General features: G+C 59.3%; 16 protein-coding genes. 6 read left to right on the top strand and 10 right to left on the bottom strand.

What is annotated here, in order from left to right:
- Window positions 1-111: 111 nt before the first annotated feature.
- From ALO64_RS21735 to puuE, 6 genes are all read right to left on the bottom strand, one after another.
- Window positions 112-897, bottom strand: coding sequence for an outer membrane protein OmpK (locus ALO64_RS21735; RefSeq protein ID WP_002552796.1), 786 nt, complete (start codon window positions 895-897; stop codon window positions 112-114).
- A gap of 391 nt (window positions 898-1,288) precedes the next feature.
- Entirely contained in the window at window positions 1,289-2,563 is a 1,275-nt protein-coding gene (locus tag ALO64_RS21740) for a urate hydroxylase PuuD (protein ID WP_044343561.1), read from the bottom strand.
- 5 nt (window positions 2,564-2,568) lie between these two features.
- On the bottom strand, window positions 2,569-3,081 hold the full coding sequence (locus tag ALO64_RS21745; RefSeq protein ID WP_044343560.1) for an ureidoglycolate lyase: 513 nt from the start codon (window positions 3,079-3,081) through the stop codon (window positions 2,569-2,571).
- 234 nt (window positions 3,082-3,315) lie between these two features.
- Window positions 3,316-4,311, bottom strand: coding sequence for an allantoicase (gene alc / locus ALO64_RS21750; RefSeq protein WP_004665859.1), 996 nt, complete (start codon window positions 4,309-4,311; stop codon window positions 3,316-3,318).
- A 41-nt stretch (window positions 4,312-4,352) separates the two neighbouring features.
- Window positions 4,353-4,868 carry a 2-oxo-4-hydroxy-4-carboxy-5-ureidoimidazoline decarboxylase gene (gene uraD / locus ALO64_RS21755; protein ID WP_044343559.1) on the bottom strand — a complete coding sequence of 172 codons (516 nt, stop codon included), beginning with the start codon at window positions 4,866-4,868 and terminating at the stop codon, window positions 4,353-4,355.
- Window positions 4,865-5,794, bottom strand: a complete 930-nt coding sequence (gene puuE, locus ALO64_RS21760) for an allantoinase PuuE (RefSeq protein WP_044343558.1) — start codon at window positions 5,792-5,794, stop codon at window positions 4,865-4,867. The genes uraD and puuE overlap by 4 nt, the downstream gene beginning before the upstream one ends.
- A gap of 388 nt (window positions 5,795-6,182) precedes the next feature.
- Here puuE and uraH point away from each other — a divergent pair, with 388 nt between their 5' ends.
- The gene (uraH, locus tag ALO64_RS21765; RefSeq protein ID WP_002552802.1) at window positions 6,183-6,536 is read left to right on the top strand and encodes a hydroxyisourate hydrolase; all 354 of its coding nucleotides are present in this window, start codon (window positions 6,183-6,185) and stop codon (window positions 6,534-6,536) included.
- 111 nt (window positions 6,537-6,647) lie between these two features.
- On the top strand, window positions 6,648-7,400 hold the full coding sequence (locus tag ALO64_RS21770) for a GntR family transcriptional regulator (protein ID WP_044343557.1): 753 nt from the start codon (window positions 6,648-6,650) through the stop codon (window positions 7,398-7,400).
- 188 nt (window positions 7,401-7,588) lie between these two features.
- Here ALO64_RS21770 and guaD read toward each other — a convergent pair whose 3' ends face one another.
- The 4 genes from guaD to xdhA are packed head-to-tail and all read right to left on the bottom strand — an operon-like array spanning window position 7,589 to window position 13,722.
- On the bottom strand, window positions 7,589-8,902 hold the full coding sequence (guaD, locus tag ALO64_RS21775; RefSeq protein ID WP_044343556.1) for a guanine deaminase: 1,314 nt from the start codon (window positions 8,900-8,902) through the stop codon (window positions 7,589-7,591).
- Window positions 8,903-8,919: 17 nt separating this feature from the next.
- Window positions 8,920-9,759, bottom strand: a complete 840-nt coding sequence (gene xdhC, locus ALO64_RS21780) for a xanthine dehydrogenase accessory protein XdhC (protein ID WP_044343555.1) — start codon at window positions 9,757-9,759, stop codon at window positions 8,920-8,922.
- Window positions 9,756-12,275, bottom strand: coding sequence for a xanthine dehydrogenase molybdopterin binding subunit (gene xdhB / locus ALO64_RS21785; RefSeq protein ID WP_044343554.1), 2,520 nt, complete (start codon window positions 12,273-12,275; stop codon window positions 9,756-9,758). Before xdhB ends, xdhC begins: the two co-directional genes overlap by 4 nt.
- Entirely contained in the window at window positions 12,268-13,722 is a 1,455-nt protein-coding gene (gene xdhA / locus ALO64_RS21790) for a xanthine dehydrogenase small subunit (protein WP_044343553.1), read from the bottom strand. Before xdhA ends, xdhB begins: the two co-directional genes overlap by 8 nt.
- Before the next feature lie 276 nt (window positions 13,723-13,998).
- Here xdhA and ALO64_RS21795 point away from each other — a divergent pair, with 276 nt between their 5' ends.
- The 4 genes from ALO64_RS21795 (at window position 13,999) to ligA (ending at window position 21,764) form a co-directional block, all read left to right on the top strand.
- A complete protein-coding gene (locus tag ALO64_RS21795) occupies window positions 13,999-14,658 on the top strand; it encodes a GntR family transcriptional regulator (RefSeq protein ID WP_003371456.1) in 660 nt (219 codons plus the stop codon).
- Between the two features lie 4 nt (window positions 14,659-14,662).
- Window positions 14,663-18,151, top strand: a complete 3,489-nt coding sequence (smc, locus tag ALO64_RS21800) for a chromosome segregation protein SMC (protein WP_044343552.1) — start codon at window positions 14,663-14,665, stop codon at window positions 18,149-18,151.
- A 250-nt stretch (window positions 18,152-18,401) separates the two neighbouring features.
- Window positions 18,402-19,271, top strand: a complete 870-nt coding sequence (gene zipA, locus ALO64_RS21805) for a cell division protein ZipA (protein ID WP_002552810.1) — start codon at window positions 18,402-18,404, stop codon at window positions 19,269-19,271.
- Between the two features lie 129 nt (window positions 19,272-19,400).
- Window positions 19,401-21,764: an NAD-dependent DNA ligase LigA gene (gene ligA, locus ALO64_RS21810; protein WP_044343550.1), complete on the top strand. Its 2,364-nt coding sequence runs from the start codon at window positions 19,401-19,403 to the stop codon at window positions 21,762-21,764.
- The last annotated feature ends 65 nt before the right edge of the window (window positions 21,765-21,829 follow it).

Here is a 21,829-nt window from a genome sequence, read left to right on the forward strand (position 1 = left end):
CGCTCCGCGTCACAGATCTGCGCAGCAACACCCTCTCAAGGTTGGGCGCAGAGGCTTCAGAAATGCGTTCCCGCGCTGAGCGCGGGAACGAGCGTCACAACTGGATCGTGCTTAGAAGAACACCTTCACCAGCAAACTCGCGGTGTTCTGGTCGGTGTCGAACGAGCGGCTGTCCTTGATGCCGTATTTGTTGGTCCAGTAATCGTATTCGATACCGACGTACAGCTGACGCTCAGGGTAATTCAGTGCCTTGCCCAGGTCATATTTGATCTGCGGGTTGAAGTGCAGGTTGGAGTGGTAAGTACCACGCGACGTCTTGTCGTTGTCCACTACCCAGTCCATGAAACCGTCGATCAGCACATCCGATTTGCCCATGGGGATGGTGTAGGACCACACCGGGGTAATCTGCCATACGCCATCGCCCGGACGGTTGCCTTCAGTCTGGCGCTGGTAGAAGTTCAGCTGGAAGTAGTCGAAACCCGGGATCTTCAAATCGAACGCCGGGCCGATCAGGTAAGACTCGTTATCGCCTTCGCCAAATTCGTAAGTTGCCGCAATCAGCACATCGCTGATCGGGCCGAACTCGAACTTCTGGCCAAATATCTTGCCCAGCGACAGGCGGGGCGAGAATTCACCGTAATAGGTGTTATCGCCAGCCGTTGCGTCTCCCTTACCGTTGTAGAAAATCTTGTCGACGAAGAAGAAGTTGTCGCCGTACTTCCAGCTGTCAGCATGTTCAAAGGTGAACGTCTGCTGGTTTGCCGGGTTGACGGCAAAGTCTCGTCCATTGAGATAGGTCAGGCTATTGCTCTGCCACTGGAAGATATCCCCGGCCATGGCTGGCGCAGCGGCCAGCAGACTGCTGGCCAGTAACACGCTGGAAAACGTACGGTTCATGCGGTGAGTCCCTTGAAGTAGATCGTGATTTTTTCAGACTGGCGTTCTCTAAATGACGCCTTGTCTGTGGTTGCAGTAATTTGTCTGTCTGGTCAGCTTTGTGTTGTTAGCAAGAGCTGCGCCAAACAGCGAAAAAAGTTGAAGTAATCCCCAAACCGGCATCAACGTGTCGGTTTCAAGTCATTTTTCCGGGTCGACAGAGTCCTGACCGTACAGTCAGCTAGTTGGCTGTTCGGTCAAAGTCAGCGTACAAGGAGCGGTTGTCCGGTTTTGCAGCGGCGGCGGAGAATACTGACTTGCGTTGTCTGGCTCAAGTGCTCCAGCGCAGGGCGTCTGGAGCGAAAGTGGGGCGAGTGCGCCCCTTTTCAGGGGCGCTTGGTTAGCGAGGGGCTCAATTAGTGTGTGCGCCTTGATCGACCCAGGCACCGACCAGTTCGCGTTCCTGCTGTGTCATCTGGGTGATGTTGCCCAGCGGCATGATCGGCGAGGTGACGGCCTGCGCCTTGATGCGCGGGGCCTGCTGCTGAATCTGTTCTGGCGTATCGAACATCACCCCCGCAGGCGCAACGCTGAACAACTGACTGGTAGGCGTGGCCGAATGGCACACCGTGCAACGATGCTGAATCACTTCATGCACTTTGGCGAAGTCCGCGCCGGTACTGGCAGGCTTGGCCTCGACCGGCGCGGTGACCGGCTCCGGAGGTTTCTCGTCGGCCCGATGACCGCCGACTGCGGTGCCGGGCAGCGGTTGATAGACGATTTTCGCGGGAGTTTGCGCAGGGCCGGTGACGTACGCCAGGCAGAGCATGCCCAGCGCAGCGACCGGCAGGGTCCAGGCGAATCGATGGCTGTCATGTCTTGTATTGAAATAGTGGCGCACCAGGACCGCCAGCAGTGCGATGCCCGCCAGAATCAGCCAGTTGTACTCACTGCCGTATGTGCTCGGAAAGTGATTGCTGATCATGATGAACAGCACAGGCAGAGTGAAGTAGTTGTTGTGTCGTGAACGTAACAGGCCCTTGGCGGGCAGGCTTGGGTCAGGCGTGCGGTTCTCGGCAATGGCGGCTACCAGGGCGCGCTGGGCCGGCATGATGATGCGGAACACGTTGCCGACCATGATGGTGCCCATGATCGCGCCCACGTGCAGGTAGGCACCACGACCGCTGAACACTTTGCTGAACTCGTACGCCGCGGCCACCAGCAGCAGGAACAGGATCAGGCCCAGCAGTGCAGGGCGCTTGCCCAGTGGCGAGTCGCACAAAAAACTGTAGATGAACCAGCCGACGAACAACGAACCCAGGCCGATGTGCACGCCCTCGGCACCACTCAGGCTGCTGCCCGGCGCCAACAGGTACAACGTCGGATTGGCGTAGAACACCACGCACAACAGGGCCACGCCCGACAGCCAGGTTGAATACGCTTCCCATTTGAACCAGTGCAGATTCTCCGGCATGGTCGGCGGCGCGAGCTTGTACTTCTCCAGGTGATAAATGCCACCGCCGTGGATCGCCCATAAATCACCGGACAACCCTTCACGCGGGTTGCTGCGGTTGAGGTTGTTCTCCAGCCAGACAAAGTAGAACGATGCGCCGATCCAGGCCACGCCCACAATCATATGAATCCAGCGTACGCCCAGATTCAGCCATTCCATCATATGTGCCAGCACGGTTTTTACCCTTCCAGTGGGTTGGGATCGAGAACCAGCAACTGGCTCTCGGCAAAGTAATGCTCGTCGCAGTTGTTGCCCGTTCCACTGCGATCAACCACCAGGAAGTCATCCTGCTTTTCGATCGTCAGCACCGGGTGGTGCCAGACGCCGCGATGGTAATTGATACCCTGCCTGCCGTTGGACACGAAGGCGCGGGTCAGCTCTGACTCGGGTGCATCGCCAACCGGCGCGACCACGATCAGAAAGGGGTTGCCGAGCAGCGGGATGAAGGCCTGGCTGCCCTGCGGGTGACGCTCCAGCATGCCAATGGTCAACGGCATCGGCAGCGCTTCGGCGCGGAATATGCTGATGATCGCTTTGTCATCCGGTTGCGCGGTCTGTACTTCAGCCAGACGATGAAAGCGCATGGTCGAGCCGTTATTGATCATGAAATGATCGCTGCCATCGGTTTCGATCACATCACCGAATGGCGCAAAAGCTTCCTTGGTCAGTGGCTCGATTATCAGTTTGCGCATGCGGATTCTTCTTCAATGGCTTCAGGGTTTATCGCACTTGGCGCGCCTGGAATACGGTTCTCGCCTGCTTCTGCCCGAAGGGCGTGGGTGTTCGCGAAAGGGCCGGTACACCCTCTGAAGATGTACCGTTTGGAACAAAGCCTTCGCGAACAAGTTCGCTCCTACAGCCTTCGGCCAGAATCCAAATCAGGCCTGTGTATGATGCGGAGCGTGGGAACGAGAGTTCACACGTTGTTACCTGGACACCTTGCCCAGCACTCGCAGGCGGCTCACGCCCCCGTCCGGGAATACGTTCAGGCGGATATGGGTGATCGGGCCGATGGCGTTGATCTGCTCGGCGAACTCGTGTTCGGCGTGCATGGTCAGCTTCTGGCTTGGCAGCAGCTCGCGCCAGAACAAACTCTGGGTTTCGATCTGGCTGTCGGTACCGCCCTTGACGAAAGCACCCTGGATCGAGCAGCTGTCCGGGTAATTGCCCTTGAAGTGCAGGGTGTCGACGATGACTTTCTCGACTTCGCCCTTGTGTCCCAGCGCCACGATGACCCAGTCGTTGCCCGGTGTGCGACGGCGCGCGGTTTCCCAGCCGTCGCCCATGTTCACGCCACGGCCGGGGTTGAGGATATTGCTCATGCTGCCGTAATGCTCGTCCGAGCAGGCAATCGACCGGCCACCGTTGAGTGCCGCGACCAGATCGATCTGCTCGTCTTCGCTGACTTTCGACCAGTCGCGATGCGGCACGCCGTAGACCCGCAGGCGCGCTACGCCGCCGTCCGGGTAGATATTGAAGCGCAGGTGGCTGAACGCCTGATCGTTGGTGATCTCGTGGTAATGATGGCTGTTGCCTTGCAGCTCCACAGACGGCAGCACTTCGGTCCAGGCGGTGTTTTCATCGGGTTCGCCAGAGGCCAGAAAGCACGCTTCCAGCGAAGCGGAAGGCGGAAAGTTGCCGGTGAAAAACGAGGTATCAATGTCTACACCCTTGATGGTGCCAGCTACACCGAGGCGGATCACTGCGCTGTCGTATCCTTCGAAACGCTTGCGGCGCGACTCCCAGCCGTCCATCCACTTGCCGTTGTCGTCGAACACGCCTTCTTTCCAGACCGCCGGGGTCGGCTGGAACAACCGGTTGGCATCTGCGAACCAGTCATCGGTGACCGAAAGGATTTTGGTGCCCAGGCGCGCGTCGGCCAGGTTCACGAACTTCTCGAACGGTGCGGCGTAAACTTTCATGCTTCTTGTCTGCCTTCTGAACAGGTTGATAACGGCGACGCTCAAAGCACCTGTAGACGAAACAGTGCGATTTTGTTGATCTCGGCCAGGGCGCAAGCGAACTCGGCCTCGGGCGAGTGATGGATGCGTTGTTCGAACGCTGCCAGAATTTTGTGCCTGTCGCTGCCCTTGACCGCCATGATGAACGGAAAGCCGAAGCGGGCCTTGTAAGCCTCGTTCAGCTCGGTAAAGCGCTGGAACTCCTCAGGCGTGCAGTGGTGGATACCGGCGCCTGCCTGCTCATCGGTACTGGCCTGAGTCAGCTCACCCTGGATAGCCGCCTTGCCGGCCAGGTCCGGGTGGGCATTGATCAGCGCCAGCTGTTGCGCGTGAGGGGCACCGAGCAATAGTTTGCTCATGCGGGCGTGCAGGGCCTCGACCTGATCCAGTTCGGGGCCTGCGCCCTTATCGAAAGCCTGCTGCGCGACCCACGGTGAGTGTTCGTAGATGTCGGCAAAGGCTGCGATGAATGCGTCCCGGCCCAGACTTGAAGGTGTCAGTGTTTTAAACGTGCTCATTGCTCGGCCTTGCCGGTAAACGGATGTTCAGTGTGCCAGTGCCTGGCGATATCGACACGTCGGGTGAACCACACCTGCTCATGGCCTCTGACGTACTCAATGAAACGCTTGAGCGCAGCCAGCCGGGCAGGGCGACCGATCAGGCGGCAATGCAGACCGATGGAAAGCATCTTCGGTGCGTCTTCGCCTTCGGCATACAGCACGTCGAACGCGTCCTTGAGGTATTGAAAGAATTGTTCGCCATTGTTGAAGCCCTGCACCTGGGTGAAGCGCATGTCGTTGGTGTCCAGCGTGTAGGGGATGACCAGATGCGGCTTGCCGGTGGGGTTGTTCGGCTCCCAGTACGGCAGGTCGTCGTCGTAGGTGTCGCAATCATAGAGAAAACCGCCTTCCTCCATCACCAGTCGCCGCGTATTGGGCCCGGTGCGCCCGGTGTACCAGCCCAGCGGCCGTTCGCCACTGATCTCGGTGAGGATCTGAATCGCCTGGCGCATGTGTTCACGCTCGTCGGCTTCTTCCATGTTCTGATAGTCGATCCAGCGATAACCGTGGCTGCAGATTTCGTGACCGTCGGCGACCATGGCGCGGATCACCTCGGGATGACGCTGCGCGGCCATGGCCACGGCGAAAATGGTCAGGGGAATATCGAACTGCTTGAACAGCCTGAGAATGCGCCATACACCTGCGCGGCTGCCATATTCATAAAGCGATTCCATGCTCATATTGCGCTGGCCCTGCAATGGCTGCGCAGCAACCATCTCGGACAGAAAGGCTTCTGATTCCTTGTCACCGTGCAGAATATTGCGCTCGCCACCTTCCTCGTAATTCAGCACGAATGACAAGGCAATGCGCGCGTTGCCCGGCCAGCATGGATGAGGCGGGTTGTTGCCGTAACCGATCAGGTCGCGTGGGTAGTCAGCGCTCACTGCAAGCTTCCTTTTGTGCGTTATGTGCGTTAAGCCAGGTGCGGTGCGAATGGCAGACAAGGCACTGCGGCGCGAAGGTTGTATACAATTTTATTTTCGGCTTGTAACCCTGTAGGTTTCGTTACCGATTTGTGCCGGTTCAAATAAAGAAAGCAAGAAACCTGCCTGAGTGGTCAGCTAATCGAAAAAAATCTGATATTTTTCCTTTGCTTCCTTTCTTTTCAGGTAATTCGACGATTGGCGAGCAGCACAGGCGTCAGCTGCAATCCACTGAAGATTTTATTGTGTACAGGTTTTTGCGAAAGTGTCTTAATCGGTCGCAATCGCACCATGCAGAGCACTTCATTGGTGCACTGTTTCACCATCGCCGGATGTGAGGAGTGAAGTTTTGGGGAAATTGACCACACACGTGCTGGACGCTGCCCACGGTTGCCCAGGCAGTGCCATCCGCATTGAATTGTATCGGGTCGAAGGCCAGCAGCTTCTGCACGTTGTCAGCGCTGTCACCAACAGCGACGGACGTTGCGATGCGCCCCTGTTGCAGGGAGACACTTATCAGTCCGGGGTTTATCAACTGCACTTTCAGGCTGGCGATTATTACCGTGCGCGAGGCGTGGTATTGAATGAACCGGCCTTTCTCGATGAAGTGGTGCTGCGCTTTGGCATTGATGCAGGTCAGGAACACTTTCATGTACCGCTGTTAATCTCGCCGTACAGCTACTCGACGTATCGGGGCAGCTGAGTGCCTCTTGCCCGCCCCACACTGCGGGCCTTTTTTTGCGCGCGTTTCCGGTTTTGCCCTGTGTACAATGCGCCAGTCCCAACGCCGTAATCCATCTGCGCACGAGTGCCCATGAACGACCAGTCCCTGCCTCTCAAGAAACAGCCGCGCGGCACGACCAGCGCCAGCCGCAGCGTTACTCAGGACGATGCCGTTTACGAGCATATTTTCGATGCCATTCTGGAGCAGCGGCTGGCGCCGGGCACCAAATTGAGTGAAGAGGCGCTGGGCGAGATCTTTGGTGTCAGCCGCACCATCATTCGTCGCGCTCTATCGCGGTTGGGGCATGAAGGTGTGGTGCTGTTGCGCCCTAATCGTGGCGCGGTGGTCGCCAGCCCCAGCGTCGAAGAGGCGCGCCAGGTATTTTTTGCCCGGCGCATGGTCGAGAAGGCAATCACTGAACTGGCAGTCGCGCACGCCACTGCCGAGCAACTGGCCGAACTGCGTCAGATGGTCAGCGACGAGCGCGACAGCTTTGCCCGTGGTGATCGAGGTGCAGGCATCCGTCTCTCCGGCGAATTCCATCTGCAACTGGCCGTAGCCGCCAGAAACGCGCCGCTGATCAGCTTCCAGCGCAGCCTGGTATCGCAGACTTCATTGATCATTGCCCAGTACGAAACCGGCAACCGCACACATTGTTCCTATGACGAACACACTCAGCTGATCGACGCTATCGAAGCGCGCGATGCGCCGCTCGCCGTCGAGTTGATGATGCATCACATGGACCACATCGACGGCAAGCTCAACCTCGACCAGGACAGTGCCTCGGACGATTTGCATGCGGTGTTCTCGCACGTCATGGGTCGGAAAAAGACCGGGCGTTGAGGCTGTGTGGATGAACAATTATTGTGCGACGCAGAGCGTCGAGACCTGCATTCCCACGCGGAGCGTAGGGAACGATAACCTCAACTTCGTGCTGAAGCTTTGACCATTGTGCGACGCTCCTCGCATGCCGTTCTGGACGCTCCGCGTCCTCTTGACGACGCAGAGCCTGCGTGAGCGTGAGGGACGATTTAGCCTCTGTCATGCACCAAGCGCCCACCCGACCAAGTCTGCTTCACCGTCCGGTCATCACCAATCGTCATCAGCACAAACAGAATCTCTTCGATGTCTTTAGCCTGTTTCAACCGGTATGACAGCAGCGGGGTGGCGTTGTAGTCCAGCACCAGAAAGTCGGCTTCGTTACCGGGTTTCAGGCTGCCGACCTTGTCTTCCAGTCGCAATGCGCGTGCGCCGCCCAATGTCGCCAGATAGAGCGACTTGAACGGATTGAGCCGTGCGCCCTGCATTTGCATGACCTTGTAAGCTTCGTTCAGGGTTTGCAGAATCGAAAAACTGGTGCCGCCGCCCACGTCGGTGCCCAGGCCTACATTCACCTTGTGCTTTTCGGCCATCGGCAGGTTGAACAGGCCGCTGCCCAGAAACAGGTTGGAGGTCGGGCAGAAGGCAATCGCCGAACCGGTCTGCGCCAGTCGTGCGCACTGTTCGTCACACAAGTGCACGCCATGGGCGAACACCGAGCGCTCGCCGAGCAGGTTGAAGTGATCGTATACATCCAGGTAATGCTTGCGCTCGGGGAACAGCGCCTTGACCCACTCGATCTCCTGAAGGTTTTCGCTGATGTGGGTCTGCATGTACAGGCCGGGATACTCAGTAAGCAACTGCCCAGCCAGGCTCAATTGCTCCGGGCTGCTGGTCGGCGCGAATCGCGGGGTCACTGCGTAGCTCAAACGCCCTTTACCGTGCCAGCGTTCGATCAGCGCCTTGCTGTCGGCATACCCGGATTCTGGCGTATCAACCAGATAATCCGGCGCATTGCGGTCCATCATCACCTTGCCGGCGATCATGCGCAGATCGAGTGCCTGAGCCGCATTGAAAAACGCCTCTACCGATTCTTTATGCACGCTGCCGAACACCAGCGCTGTGGTCGTACCGTTGCGCAGCAGTTCCTTGATAAAGATGTCCGCCACTTGCGCTGAATGCTCGGGGTCGGCGAACTGGCTTTCGCAGGGGAAAGTGTAGGTGTTGAGCCAGTCGAGCAGTTGCTCGCCGTACGCGCCGATCATGCCGGTTTGCGGCAAGTGGATATGAGTATCGATGAAGCCCGGTGTGATCAGTGCGTCCGGGTATTCGATAAGCTCGACATCGCTGTCGAGGCTATCGAGCAAATCGGCAGCAGGGCCCACTGAAATGACTTTGCCGTTTTCGACCTGCAACAGGCCATCGGCAAAATACTCATAAGACGCCTCTACTGTCACCTCCGCGGGGTCGGCAATGCTGTGAAGGATGGCGGCGCGGTAGGCTTTACGGCGGGAAACTGAACTCATGGCACTCTCGTTGTGACTCATTGCGACTGACTGCGGCGCGATGCAGGCAGCAGTCTGGCGATAGGTTCGGCGTTGGCGGTGTGTTGGCCAAAGCTGACATTGTAAGTGGCGATTATTTCCGCGGCGATCGACACCGCGATCTCGATGGGCAGCTTGCCTTTGACCTCGGCCAGGCCCATCGGGCAACGCATGCGTTGCAGCAGGCTGGCGTCGAAACCGCGTTCCCGCAAGCGATGTTCGAACTTGACCCGTTTGGTTTTCGAGCCGATCAGTCCGAAGTAACCGAAGTCACCACGCCCGAGGATGGCGGCCGTCAGTTCCAGATCCAGTTGATGGTTGTGGGTCATCACGACGCAATAGGTGCCCACAGGCAGTTGCGCGACCTCGTCGACCGGCTCGTCATTGACGATCTTCATCACGCCATCGGGCATCGACTCGGGGAATTCATGCTCGCGGCTGTCGATCCAGCGCACCCGGCAGGGCAGGCTGGCCAGCAGCGGCACCAGCGCGCGGCCGACATGACCGGCACCGAACACGGCGATCTGCGCGACGGGCTCTCCCATCGGTTCGAACAACAGCACGTTCACGCCGCCACAGCACTGACCGAGGCTTGCGCCGAGGTTGAAACGTTCCAGACGCGTCTGCCGGGTGCCGCTGGCCAGCATCTCGCGGGCGATTTGCATGGCCTTGTATTCCAGGTGCCCGCCGCCGATGGTGTCGTGGATATGCTCGGCACAGACCACCATCTTCGAGCCGGCGTTGCGTGGCGTCGAGCCCAGCTCCTCGATGATGGTCACCAGAATGCCGGGCTCTCCACGGGCCTGTAGCTCGGCCAGGGCGCTGATCCAGTTGTTCATTTCTGCTCCAGGACAGAGTGATCCAGGCCAGGCGCCTTCTCGAGCAAGCTCGCTCCCACGGGGGCATCTTGAACAGGTGAAGGCGAGCCTGGCGAAGCTTCACTTACCCGCGAAGGGGCGGAAACAATCGGCTCGGCACCTTCGCCGGATGCGCGACGCGCAGCGCTTTTCTGGCGCATCTGCTCACAGCCCCACAACACTTTTTCCGGAGTTGCAGGCGCGTCAATGTCCGGTTGATGGCGATAATCACCCAGGCTCGCCACAGCGTCCTTGATTGCGCACCAGGCCGCGATGCCGAGCATGAACGGTGGCTCGCCCACTGCCTTGGAGTGGAATACGGTGTCTTCCGGGTTCTTGCGGTTCTCCACCAGTTTGATGCGCAGATCAAGCGGCATGTCCGCCACCGCAGGGACCTTGTAGGACGCCGGGCCGCTGGTCATCAGCTTGCCCTTGTCGTTCCACACCAGTTCCTCGGTGGTCAGCCAGCCTGCGCCTTGAATGTAGCCGCCTTCGACCTGGCCGATATCGATGGCCGGGTTCAGCGAGGCGCCAACGTCGTGCAGAATGTCGGTGCGCAACATTTTGTACTCGCCTGTCAGCGTGTCGACGATGACCTCGACGCAGGCCGCACCAAACGCGTAGTAATAGAACGGTCGGCCACGCGCCTGGCTGCGGTCATAGAAAATCTTCGGCGTCTTGTAATAGCCGGTGCTGGACAACGAAACCTGGCCCATCCATGCCAACTGCGCCAGCTCGGCGAAGGGCAGGAAAATATCGCCGATCCGCACATGGCCGTTGCGAAACTCGACTTCTGTTTCTGCCACCTGATAGTGCCGGGCTGCGAACTCCACCAGCCGCTGCTTGAGGGTTTCAGCGGCATTCTGCGCGGCCTTGCCGTTCAGGTCGGTGCCGCTTGAGGCGGCGGTGGGCGAGGTGTTCGGCACCTTGTCGGTGTTGGTGGCGGTGATCTGAATACGGTCAATGTCCACTTGAAACACTTCAGCCACGACCTGCGCGACTTTGGTGTTCAAACCCTGGCCCATCTCGGTGCCGCCATGGTTCAGGTGGATGCTGCCGTCGGTGTAGATGTGAATCAGCGCACCGGCCTGATTGAGGAAGCTGGCGGTAAATGAAATGCCGAATTTGACCGGCGTCAGCGCCAGCCCTTTTTTCAGGATCGGGCTTCCGGCATTGAACGTGCGAATGGCTTCGCGGCGCTCGGCATACTGGCTGCTCTGTTCGAGGTCGGCGGTCATCTCTTCCAGCAGGTTGTGCTCGACCGTCTGGTAATAGTGCGTGACGTTACGCTCGGTCTTGCCGTAATAGTTGGCCTTGCGCACCGCCAGCGGGTCCTTGCCGAGGAAGCGCGCGATGCAGTCCATGACTTCTTCAATGGCGACCATACCTTGCGGGCCGCCAAAGCCACGGTAGGCCGTGTTGGACGCGGTGTGAGTCTTGCAGCGATGGCCGTTGACCGTGGCTTCGCCCAGATAGTAGGCGTTGTCGGCGTGAAACATGGCGCGGTCGACAATCGACGCGGACAGGTCCGGCGAGTAGCCGCAGTTGCCTGCCAGATCCAGCTCTATACCCTGCAAACGACCCTCGTCGTCGAAGCCCACGTCGTACTCGATGTAGAACGGGTGGCGCTTGCCGGTCATCTGCATGTCTTCAAAGCGTTGCAGGCGCATCTTGGTGGGCTGGCCGGTCAGCCGGGCAATCACGGCGCACAGGCAGGCCGGGCTCGCCGCCTGGGTTTCCTTGCCGCCAAAGCCACCGCCCATGCGCCGCATGTCGACCACGATGCGGTTCATCGGCACGCCCAGTACCTCGGCCACCAGCTTCTGGATTTCCGTGGGGTTTTGGGTCGAGCAATAGACGATCATGCCGCCGTCTTCGGTCGGCATCACCGAGGATATCTGGGTTTCCAGGTAAAAATGTTCCTGACCGCCGATGTGCAGGTTGCCCTGCAAACGGTGGGTTGCGCCTGCCAGCGCTGCGGCCGAGTTGCCACGTTTGTGCGTGTGGCTGTCGAGCACAAAGTGTTTCTGACGCAGCGCCTGAACCACATCCAGCACCGGCTCCAGGTCCTCATATTCGATAATCGCCGCCATTGCCGCCTGCCGGGCAATGTCCAGATCGCGAGCAGCAACGGCAAGCACCGGTTGACCGACAAACTCCACCGTGTCGATGGCCAGCAGCGGATCGCCGGGCAGCAACGGCCCGATGTCCTTCAGCCCCGGAATATCCTGATGAGTAATCGCAATGCGTACGCCGTCGAAGGCGTCGCAGGGCGAGGTATCGATGCTGATGATTCGCGCGTGGGCACGGTCGGAAAGACGTGCATACACATGCAACTGATTGGGAAACTCCAGGCGATCATCGATATACACCGCTTCGCCGGACACATGTTTGTCGGCGCTGTCATGCTTGACGCTGCGACCGACGCCAGTGCTCAAGCCCTGCTGAAACACGGCGAGCATTTCGGCCTGGGTAATGGATGGAGAATGCTCAGACATAGTCAGTCACCCGCGTTGCGACGGCAGGCGTCTGCACTTCGATTAAGTACTTGCGCAGCAGGTTTTGCGTGCTCAACAGGCGATATTCCTTGCTGGCACGGAAGTCCGACAGCGGCGTGAAATCTTCGCTCAGTGCAGCGCAGGCCTGCTCAACGGTTTCATTGCTCCAGAGCTGACCGACCAGGGCTCGCTCGCAGGCCGCTGCGCGCTTCGGAATCGCCGCCATGCCGCCATACGCCACACGTGCCTCGCGGATCACGCCGTCTTCTATGGTCAGGCGGAATGCCGCACAGACCGCCGAAATGTCGTCATCCAGGCGTTTTGAAACTTTATAGGCACGAAAGGTCTGCAGTGGATTGGCGGTCGGCACGATGATCTTTTCGATGAACTCACTCTCCCGGCGAGCCGTGACCTTGTAGTCGATGAAGTAATCCTCCAGCGCCAGCGTGCGTTGGCCGTTGCCTTTGCGCAGCACGATCTGCGCGCCAAGGGCGATCAGCAGGGGCGGGGAGTCGCCAATCGGCGAGGCATTGCCGATATTGCCACCCAGCGTGCCCTGATTGCGGATCTGCAACGAGGCGAAGCGTTGTAGTAACTCGCCAAAGTCCGGATATTCGGCCTTTAGTGCTGCATAACAATCGGTCAGCGGAGTGGCCGCGCCGATCTCCAGACGGTCGTTGAAACGCTTCACTCCCTTCATCTCGTCGATGTGTCCTACGTAAATCATCACCGGCAACTGTTTGTGAAATTGGGTGACTTCCAGCGCCAGATCAGTGCCGCCCGCCAGCAGACGGGCCTGCGGATGGCTGCCATAAAGGTCGGCCAGGTCTGCCACGGTCAGCGGAATGAAGCAGTTTTTTTCGCCGTCGCTCAGTGCTTCGGTCTGGGCCGGGGTGATTGCCCGCAGGCGCTCGACCGTCTCAGCCTGGCGCTGATCGAACTGATCCGGCTGGCGCTGGCTGCAAGACTGCTCGGCGGCGGCCAGAATAGGGCGATAACCGGTGCAGCGGCACAAATTGCCTGCCAACGCTTCGTGAGCCTGATGCGCGTTGGCGTCGGTGCTGTTCTTTTGCAGGGCAAACAGCGACATCACAAAGCCTGGGGTACAGAAGCCGCATTGCGAGCCGTGACACTCGACCATGGCCTGTTGCACGCTGTGCAACTGACCCTGGTGCTTGAGGTCTTCGACGCTGATCAATTGCTTGCCGTGCAGCGACGCCATGAACGTCAGGCACGAATTGAGGCTGCGATAACGCAACGTTTGCTTGCCATCGGCGTCACTGTGCAACTCGCCAACCACGACGGTGCAGGCACCGCAGTCTCCGCTGGCACAACCTTCCTTGGTACCGGGCTTGTGTGCCTGCTCACGCAGGTAGGTCAGCACGGTCATGTTCGGATTCAGGCTGCGCTCGGTTTTTAGCTCTTGGTTCAAAAGGAACTGAATCACGGCGCAAAGCCCTCATATTTATTGTCATCAGACATGTCGATGAATCTATCAGCTCTGCTTATTGGGTCAATTTGTTTCTGACTTCGGAGTCAGGAAATTGAGTTTTTCGGCGATCTGCCGATCAAACAACCTCTGGTTCTTGAATCGCCTGCCGGGTGTATTCAAGGTTTTGCGTATTTCGTGCCAGTTTCCGTGTTTATGGCCCTGCGCCACCCGTGCCGGTTGCGATACACTCCGCGACTTGCATGCTGAACTGGTTTTTTCTGAAGGATAGTCATGACGTTCAAGGCCCCGGACAGCCTCGCTGAGCAAATTGCTCATCATCTTGCCGAGCGGATCATTCGCGGTGAGCTCAAGCCTGGAGAGCGTATTCAGGAGCAGAAAGTCACGCAGGCGTTGAACGTCAGCCGTGGCTCCGTGCGCGAAGCACTGCTGATTCTGGAGCGCCGCCACCTGGTGGTGATCCTGCCGCGTCGTGGCGCGCAGGTCACGGTGCTCAACGCCCATAACGTCACCAGCCTGTGCTGCCTGATGAGCGAGCTTTACATTCTGCTGGCCAATGCGGTGGTCGAGCGCTGGAAGACCGAGGACGATCTTGCGCCGTTTCTGCAGATACAACAGCGTCTGCAGGGCAGTTTCCAGCAGCAGGACGTCAACGCATTCGTCGAAGAGAGCTTCAATGTGATGCGCGCGGCCTATCCGTTCGCCAACAACCCGTACCTCGAGGAAACCGTCGAGAACCTGCAGCCTTCCATGAGCCGCAGCTATTTCCTCGCGCTCGAGCAACGCAAGGCCGATATGGGCGACTACCTGGCATTATTCGACGAACTGCTTGGCGCAGTGGTGGCGCGGGACATACCGAAGATTCGTGTCGTGCTGGTCAGCTACTGTCAGCGCAGCTGCCAGCTGGTGCTGGCCGCCTTGGCAAAGGGCTGACGCCGTGCGCCTGAAGTGCATCAAGCTGGCGGGGTTCAAATCTTTCGTCGACCCCACCACGGTGAACTTCCCCAGCAACATGGCGGCTGTCGTCGGCCCCAATGGCTGTGGCAAATCCAATATCATCGACGCCGTGCGCTGGGTGATGGGCGAAAGCTCGGCCAAGAACCTGCGCGGCGAGTCGATGACCGACGTCATCTTCAACGGCTCCACCAGCCGCAAACCGGTCAGCCAGGCCAGCATCGAACTGGTCTTCGACAACTCGGACGGCACGCTGGTCGGCGAGTACGCGGCGTATGCGGAAATCTCCATTCGCCGTAAAGTGACCCGCGACAGTCAGAACAGCTACTACCTCAACGGCACCAAATGCCGCCGTCGCGACATCACCGACATCTTCCTCGGCACCGGCCTGGGGCCGCGCAGCTATTCGATCATCGAACAGGGCATGATCTCCAAGCTGATCGAAGCCAAGCCCGAAGACCTGCGCAACTTCATCGAAGAGGCCGCAGGGATTTCCAAGTACAAGGAGCGGCGCCGGGAAACCGAAAACCGTATTCGCCGCACCCACGAGAACCTGGCGCGCCTGACTGACCTTCGGGAAGAACTCGAGCGTCAGTTGGAGCGCCTGCACCGGCAGGCCCAGGCCGCCGAGAAGTATCAGGAATACAAGGCCGAAGAACGCCAGTTGAAGGCGCAACTGTCGGCCCTGCGCTGGCAGGCGCTGAATGATCTGGTGGGGCAGCGCGAGGCTGTGATCGGCAATCAGGAGATCGGTTTTGAAGCGCTGGTGGCTGATCAGCGCAGCGCCGATGCCAGCATCGAAAGGCTGCGCGACGGCCATCATGATCTGTCCGAACGCTTCAACCTGGTGCAGGGCCGTTTTTATTCGGTCGGTGGCGACATCGCCCGCGTCGAGCAGAGCATCCAGCACGGTCAGCAGCGGCTGCGTCAATTGCAGGACGACCTGCGCGAAGCAGAGCGCGCCCGCCAGGAAACCGAATCCCATCTCGGCCACGACACCACCTTGCTTGCCACCCTGGGCGAAGAGCTGGAGATGCTTGAGCCCGAGCAGGAAATGACCAGCGCGGCCGCCGAAGAGTCGGCCATTGCCCTGGAAGACGCCGAAGCGGCCATGCAGGGCTGGCAGGAGAAGTGGGACGTCTTCAATCAGCAATCCGCCGAGCCACAGCGCCAGGCGCAGGTCCAGCAGTCGCGCATTCAGCAACTTGAACAAAGCATCGAACGCCTTGCCGAACGCCAGCGGCGTCTGGCCGAAGAGCGTCAGTTGCTGGCCGCCGATCCTGAAGATGCGGCCATTCTGGAACTGAGCGAAGACCTCGCCACCCGTGACATGACCCTTGAAGAGCTGCACGCAGGCGAAGAACAGGCGGTCGAGCGTCTTGAGCAATTGCGTGAAGCTCTGCAGCAGGCCAGCCAGGCGCAACAGCAGGCGCAGGGCGAGCTGCAACGTCTCAACGGGCGTTTGGCTTCTCTGGAAGCGCTGCAACAGGCGGCACTTGACCCGGACACCGGCACCGCCGAATGGCTGCGGGATCAGCAACTGGCCGAACGCCCGCGTCTGGCCGAGGGGCTGAGTGTCGAAGCGGGCTGGGAGCTGGCCGTGGAGACCGTGCTCGGCGCGGATTTGCAGGCTGTGCTGGTGGATGACTTCGGCGCGCTTGATCTGGCGAACTTCCAGCAGGGCGATCTGCGCTTGCTCAGCGCCGGTGCCGATACAGTGCGGGTGCCTGGCAGCCTGCTGGAGAAAGTGGACAGTACGGTTGATCTGTCCGCCTGGCTGGGCCAGGTGATTCCGGTCGAGGATCTGGACGAAGCGCTGGCGCGACGTGCGCAACTCAGCGCCGGACAAAGCCTGATCAGCCGTGACGGCTATTGGGTCGGGCGGCACTTTTTACGTGTGCGACGTGCCAGCGAGGCGCAGAGTGGCGTGCTGGCGCGGGGGCAGGAGTTACAAAGGCTGGGCCTGGAGCGTGATGAGCGCGAAGCGACGCTGGCTACGCTTGAAGAGCAATTGCTGGTGCTGCGCGAGCAACAATCGCAGCTGGAAGAAGCCCGCGAGCAACTGCGCCGCCGCGTGCAGGACGAAACCCGTCAGCAAAGCGAGTTGAAGGCGCAACTGTCGGCGGTCAGGGTGAAGGTCGAGCAGTTGACCCTGCGTCGTACTCGTCTGGACGAAGAGCTGGCCGAGCTGGGCGAGCAACGCGCTGTCGAGCACGAGCACCTCGGCGAATCGCGCCTGCAATTGCAGGATGCACTGGACAGCATGGCGCAGGATACCGAACAGCGCGAAGTGCTTCAGGCGCAGCGTGATGCGCTGCGTGAGCGTCTGGATAGGATTCGCCAGGATGCTCGGCAGCACAAGGATCACAGTCATCAACTGGCGGTGCGTCTGGGCTCGCTCAAGGCGCAGTACGATTCGACGCGTCAGGCGCTGGAGCGCCTGCGCATGCAGTCCGAAAGGCTGAGCGAAAAACGCGAGCAACTGAGTCTGAATCTGGAGGAGGGCGAGGCACCGCTTGAAGAGCTGCGCCTCAAGCTTGAAGAGCTGCTGGAGCGGCGCATGGTGGTCGATGATGAAATGCGCATCGCCAAGAACGCCCTCGAAGACGCTGACCGCGAATTGCGTGAAGCCGAAAAGCGCCGGACCCAGGCCGAACAGCAGTCGCAACTGCTGCGCGGTCAGCTTGAGCAGCAACGTCTGGAATGGCAGTCGCTGACGGTGCGCCGCACGGCGTTGCAGGACCAATTGCACGAGGACGGCTACGACCTGCACGGCGTGCTCGCCACGTTGACCCCTGATGCCAGCGAGCAGGCGGCCGAGCAGCAACTGGAGAGCATCGCCGGGCGTATTCAGCGTCTGGGAGCGATCAACCTTGCCGCTATTGACGAGTACCAGCAGCAATCCGAACGCAAGCGTTATCTGGATGCGCAGGATGCTGATCTGGTGGAAGCACTCGACACGTTGGAAAACGTCATCCGCAAGATCGATAAAGAAACCCGAAACCGCTTCAAAGATACCTTCGATCAGATAAATAGCGGAATTCAGGCACTTTTCCCAAAAGTTTTCGGTGGTGGCTCCGCTTATTTGGAACTGACGGGCGAAGATTTACTCGATACAGGGGTGACAATCATGGCGCGCCCTCCCGGCAAGAAGAACAGCACCATTCATCTGCTGTCGGGTGGGGAAAAAGCCTTGACTGCACTGGCGCTGGTTTTTGCCATTTTCAAACTCAATCCTGCGCCGTTTTGCATGCTTGATGAGGTGGATGCGCCGCTGGATGACGCCAACGTGGGTCGCTATGCGCGGTTAGTGAAAGAAATGTCACAAACTGTTCAGTTCATCTACATCACCCACAACAAGATCGCCATGGAAATGGCTGACCAATTGATGGGCGTGACGATGCATGAACCAGGCTGTTCGCGGCTGGTAGCGGTGGATGTAGAGCAAGCGATGGCGCTGGTGGACGCCTGAGTTCGGGCCTGATTCAGCGGCGAAATGGCTGCGTAAGCGCCTGAAAATGTGACGGTTGTGTGATAGATGGCACTTTGGGCGGCGAAGAGACGTAACAGACGGTGTAAAGTTACCTTTGGTCGTGCTAGTTTAGTGACCACTTTTTATTTTCGCGTGGGCAAATTGCCAGTCAGAACATAGACTTGGCACCACGTATTAAAGGGGTTTAGGCCCTTATTTTCAGATTTCTTCATTAGAGGCACTGGATTACATGGAAATCGGTCTGCGCGAGTGGCTGATCGTCATCGGCATAATAGTCATTGCCGGTATTCTTTTTGATGGCTGGCGCCGTATGCGCGGCAGCAAAGGTAAGTTGAAATTCAGGCTGGATCGAAGCTTCTCCAATCTTCCGGATGAGGAGGAAGCCACGTCGGCCGAAGTGCTCGGGCCGCCCCGTGTGCTGGACACCCACAAGGAGCCGCAGCTCGATGAGCATGATTTGCCGTCGATGAGCGCCAGCCCGCGTGAGGGCAAGCGCAGCAACAGTGACAAGCGTGGCAACAGCGACAAGAAGCGCAAGGACGAACCGCAGCAGGGTGACCTGAATCTGGATCTGGACGGCCCGAGCCTGTTCACCGGGCGTGACGATGACTTCCCGGACGACAAGCCTGCCCAGCGCATCACTGAGGACAAGGACCTGCCTCCGGTTGAGGAAGTGCTGGTCATCAGCGTGATTTCGCGCAGTGAAGGCGGCTTCAAGGGCCCTGCGTTGTTGCAGAACATCCTGGAAAGCGGCCTGCGTTTTGGCGAGATGGATATTTTCCACCGTCACGAAAGCATGGCAGGTAACGGCGAAGTGCTGTTCTCGATGGCCAATGCGGTCAAGCCCGGCGTGTTCGATCTGGACGATATCGACCATTTCAGCACCCGTGCCGTGAGCTTCTTCCTTGGTTTGCCAGGCCCGCGTCATCCCAAGCAGGCCTTCGACGTCATGGTTGCCGCCGCTCGCAAGCTGGCTCACGAGCTGGATGGCGAACTGAAGGATGATCAGCGCAGCGTCATGACCGCGCAAACCATCGAGCATTACCGTCAGCGCATCGTTGAATTCGAGCGCCGTGCGTTGACCCAGCGTCGCGGTTAAGCGAATCCTTGTCCACGTCCCGATCAGGAGCATGCTCCGGCAGGCCTTTTCGGGACTTGGGCTTGAACAGAACAGAGCCAACAGATTGAGCAGCCTCGGCTGCTCTTTTGCTTTTTGAGAGAACACCGTATGAAGGCCGTCGAAACCCGAATCCTGGAACTGCGTGCAGAGCTGGATGAGCACAACTACCGCTATCACGTTCTGGATGAGCCCAGCATCCCGGATGTCGAGTACGACCGCCTGTTTCACGAACTCAAGGCCCTTGAGGCAGGAAACCCGCATCTGGTCACGCCGGATTCGCCGACGCAACGGGTTGGCAGTGCCGCTTTGTCGGCGTTCACCCAAGTGCGACACGAAATGCCGATGCTCAGCCTGGGCAACGCCTTCGAAGAAAACGACATGCTCGAGTTTGACCGGCGGGTAACCGAAGGGCTGGATTTGCCTGCCGGGGACCTGTTTGGTGCGGGCAGCAAGGTGCAGTACAGCTGCGAGCCCAAGCTGGACGGTCTGGCAGTCAGCCTGCTGTATCGCGATGGTGCGCTGGTACGCGGTGCGACGCGTGGGGACGGGACAACCGGCGAGGACATCAGCGTCAATGTACGCACCGTGCGCAATATCCCGCTCAAGCTGAAAGGCAAGGGCTGGCCGGATGTGCTGGAAGTGCGCGGCGAAGTGTTCATGTCTAAGGCAGGTTTCGAGCGGCTCAACGCCAGCCAGCTGGAAATCGGCGGCAAAACCTTCGCCAACCCGCGCAATGCAGCGGCGGGCAGCCTGCGCCAACTGGACTCGAAAATCACTGCCAATCGTCCGCTGGAATTCTGCTGCTATGGCCTGGGGCAGACTTCGGCGGAAATCGCCGACACTCACATCGGCGTGCTTGAAACGTTGAAAAAATGGGGGATGCCGGTCAGTCGCGAGCTGAAGCTGGCGAATGGCGTCGAGGAGTGTCTGGACTATTACCGCGATATCGGTGAGCGGCGCCTGACGCTGAACTACGAGATCGACGGTGTGGTGTTCAAGGTCAACAACCTGGCTGCGCAGCGCGAACTGGGCTTTCGTGCCCGCGAGCCACGCTGGGCGATCGCCCATAAATTCCCGGCCATGGAAGAGCTGACCGAGTTGCTGGATGTCGAGTTCCAGGTAGGCCGTACCGGTGCGGTAACGCCGGTCGCGCGCCTCAAGCCAGTCAAGGTGGCGGGTGTCATGGTCGCCAACGCCACGCTGCACAACATGGACGAAGTGGCGCGGCTCGGCCTGATGATTGGCGACACGGTAATCATCCGGCGTGCCGGTGACGTGATTCCGCAGGTAGTGCAGGTGGTTGCCGAGCGCCGCCCCGAGAATGCCAGGGCGGTGCAGGTTCCACAGACCTGCCCGGTGTGTGGCTCGCATGTCGAGCGCACGCAGCTGATCAAACGCAGCAAAGGCAAGGAAACCGTCACCGAGGGCGCGGTGTATCGCTGTGTCGGGCGTCTGGCCTGCGGTGCGCAACTCAAACAGGCGATCATCCACTATGTGTCACGTCGTGCGATGGACATTGAAGGGTTGGGCGACAAGACCATCGAGCAACTGGTCGATGAAAAACTCATTGGCTCGCCTGCCGACTTGTACAAGCTGAAATACGAGCAGATCATCGACCTGGAAGGCTTTGCCGAAATTTCCAGCAACAAGCTGCTCAAGGCGATTGCCGACAGTCGACAGCCGACCCTGGCGCGCTTCATCTATGCCTTGGGTATTCCTGATGTGGGAGAAGAGACGGCCAAGGTGCTGGCGCGTTCGCTGGCGTCCCTGGACCGAGTCAAACAGGCATTGCCGGAAGTCCTGACGTACCTGCCGGATGTCGGTCTGGAAGTCGCCTACGAAATTCACAGCTTCTTCGAAGACGAGCACAACCGTAACGTCATTGATGCGCTGTTGGGCGAATGTGGACTGAAATTGCAGGACCAGGGCGAGTTGGGCGCCGAGTTTGCGGCCAGCACTACGCTTGAAGGGCTGATCGACAAATTACATATCCCGTCGGTAGGGCCGGGCGCTGCACAGAAACTGGCTGACAGATTCGGCACGCTGGAGGCCATCATCAGCGCCGATTGGCTGGACATGCGCCAGACGCTGCCGGAGAAGCAGGCCAAATCAGTCCGTGATTTCTTCGACGACAGCGCACATGCCGAGCGTGCCCGCGCCATAGAAGCCCAGCTCAAAGACTTCGGCATGCACTGGCGCAGCGAGAAAAAAACCGTCGAAGGCTTGCCGCTGGCCGGGCAGACCTGGGTACTGACGGGGTCGCTGGAACGCATGAGTCGCGACGTCGCCAAGGAAAAACTCGAAAGCCTTGGTGCCAAAGTCTCCGGCTCGGTCTCGGCCAAGACCCACACCGTGGTTGCAGGCCCCGGTGCAGGCTCGAAACTGACCAAGGCCAACGAGCGGGGGCTGACCGTACTGGACGAAGATGCGCTGCTCAAACGCCTGACCGAACTGGGCGTGGCGGTTGACTGAGGCAGGCCGACGCTCCACTTGATTATCGTGCGCTCCGCGTCGCATGCCGTTCTGGACGCTCTGCG

The sequence above is a fragment of the Pseudomonas meliae genome (assembly GCF_001400515.1).
GTDB lineage: Bacteria > Pseudomonadota > Gammaproteobacteria > Pseudomonadales > Pseudomonadaceae > Aquipseudomonas > Aquipseudomonas amygdali.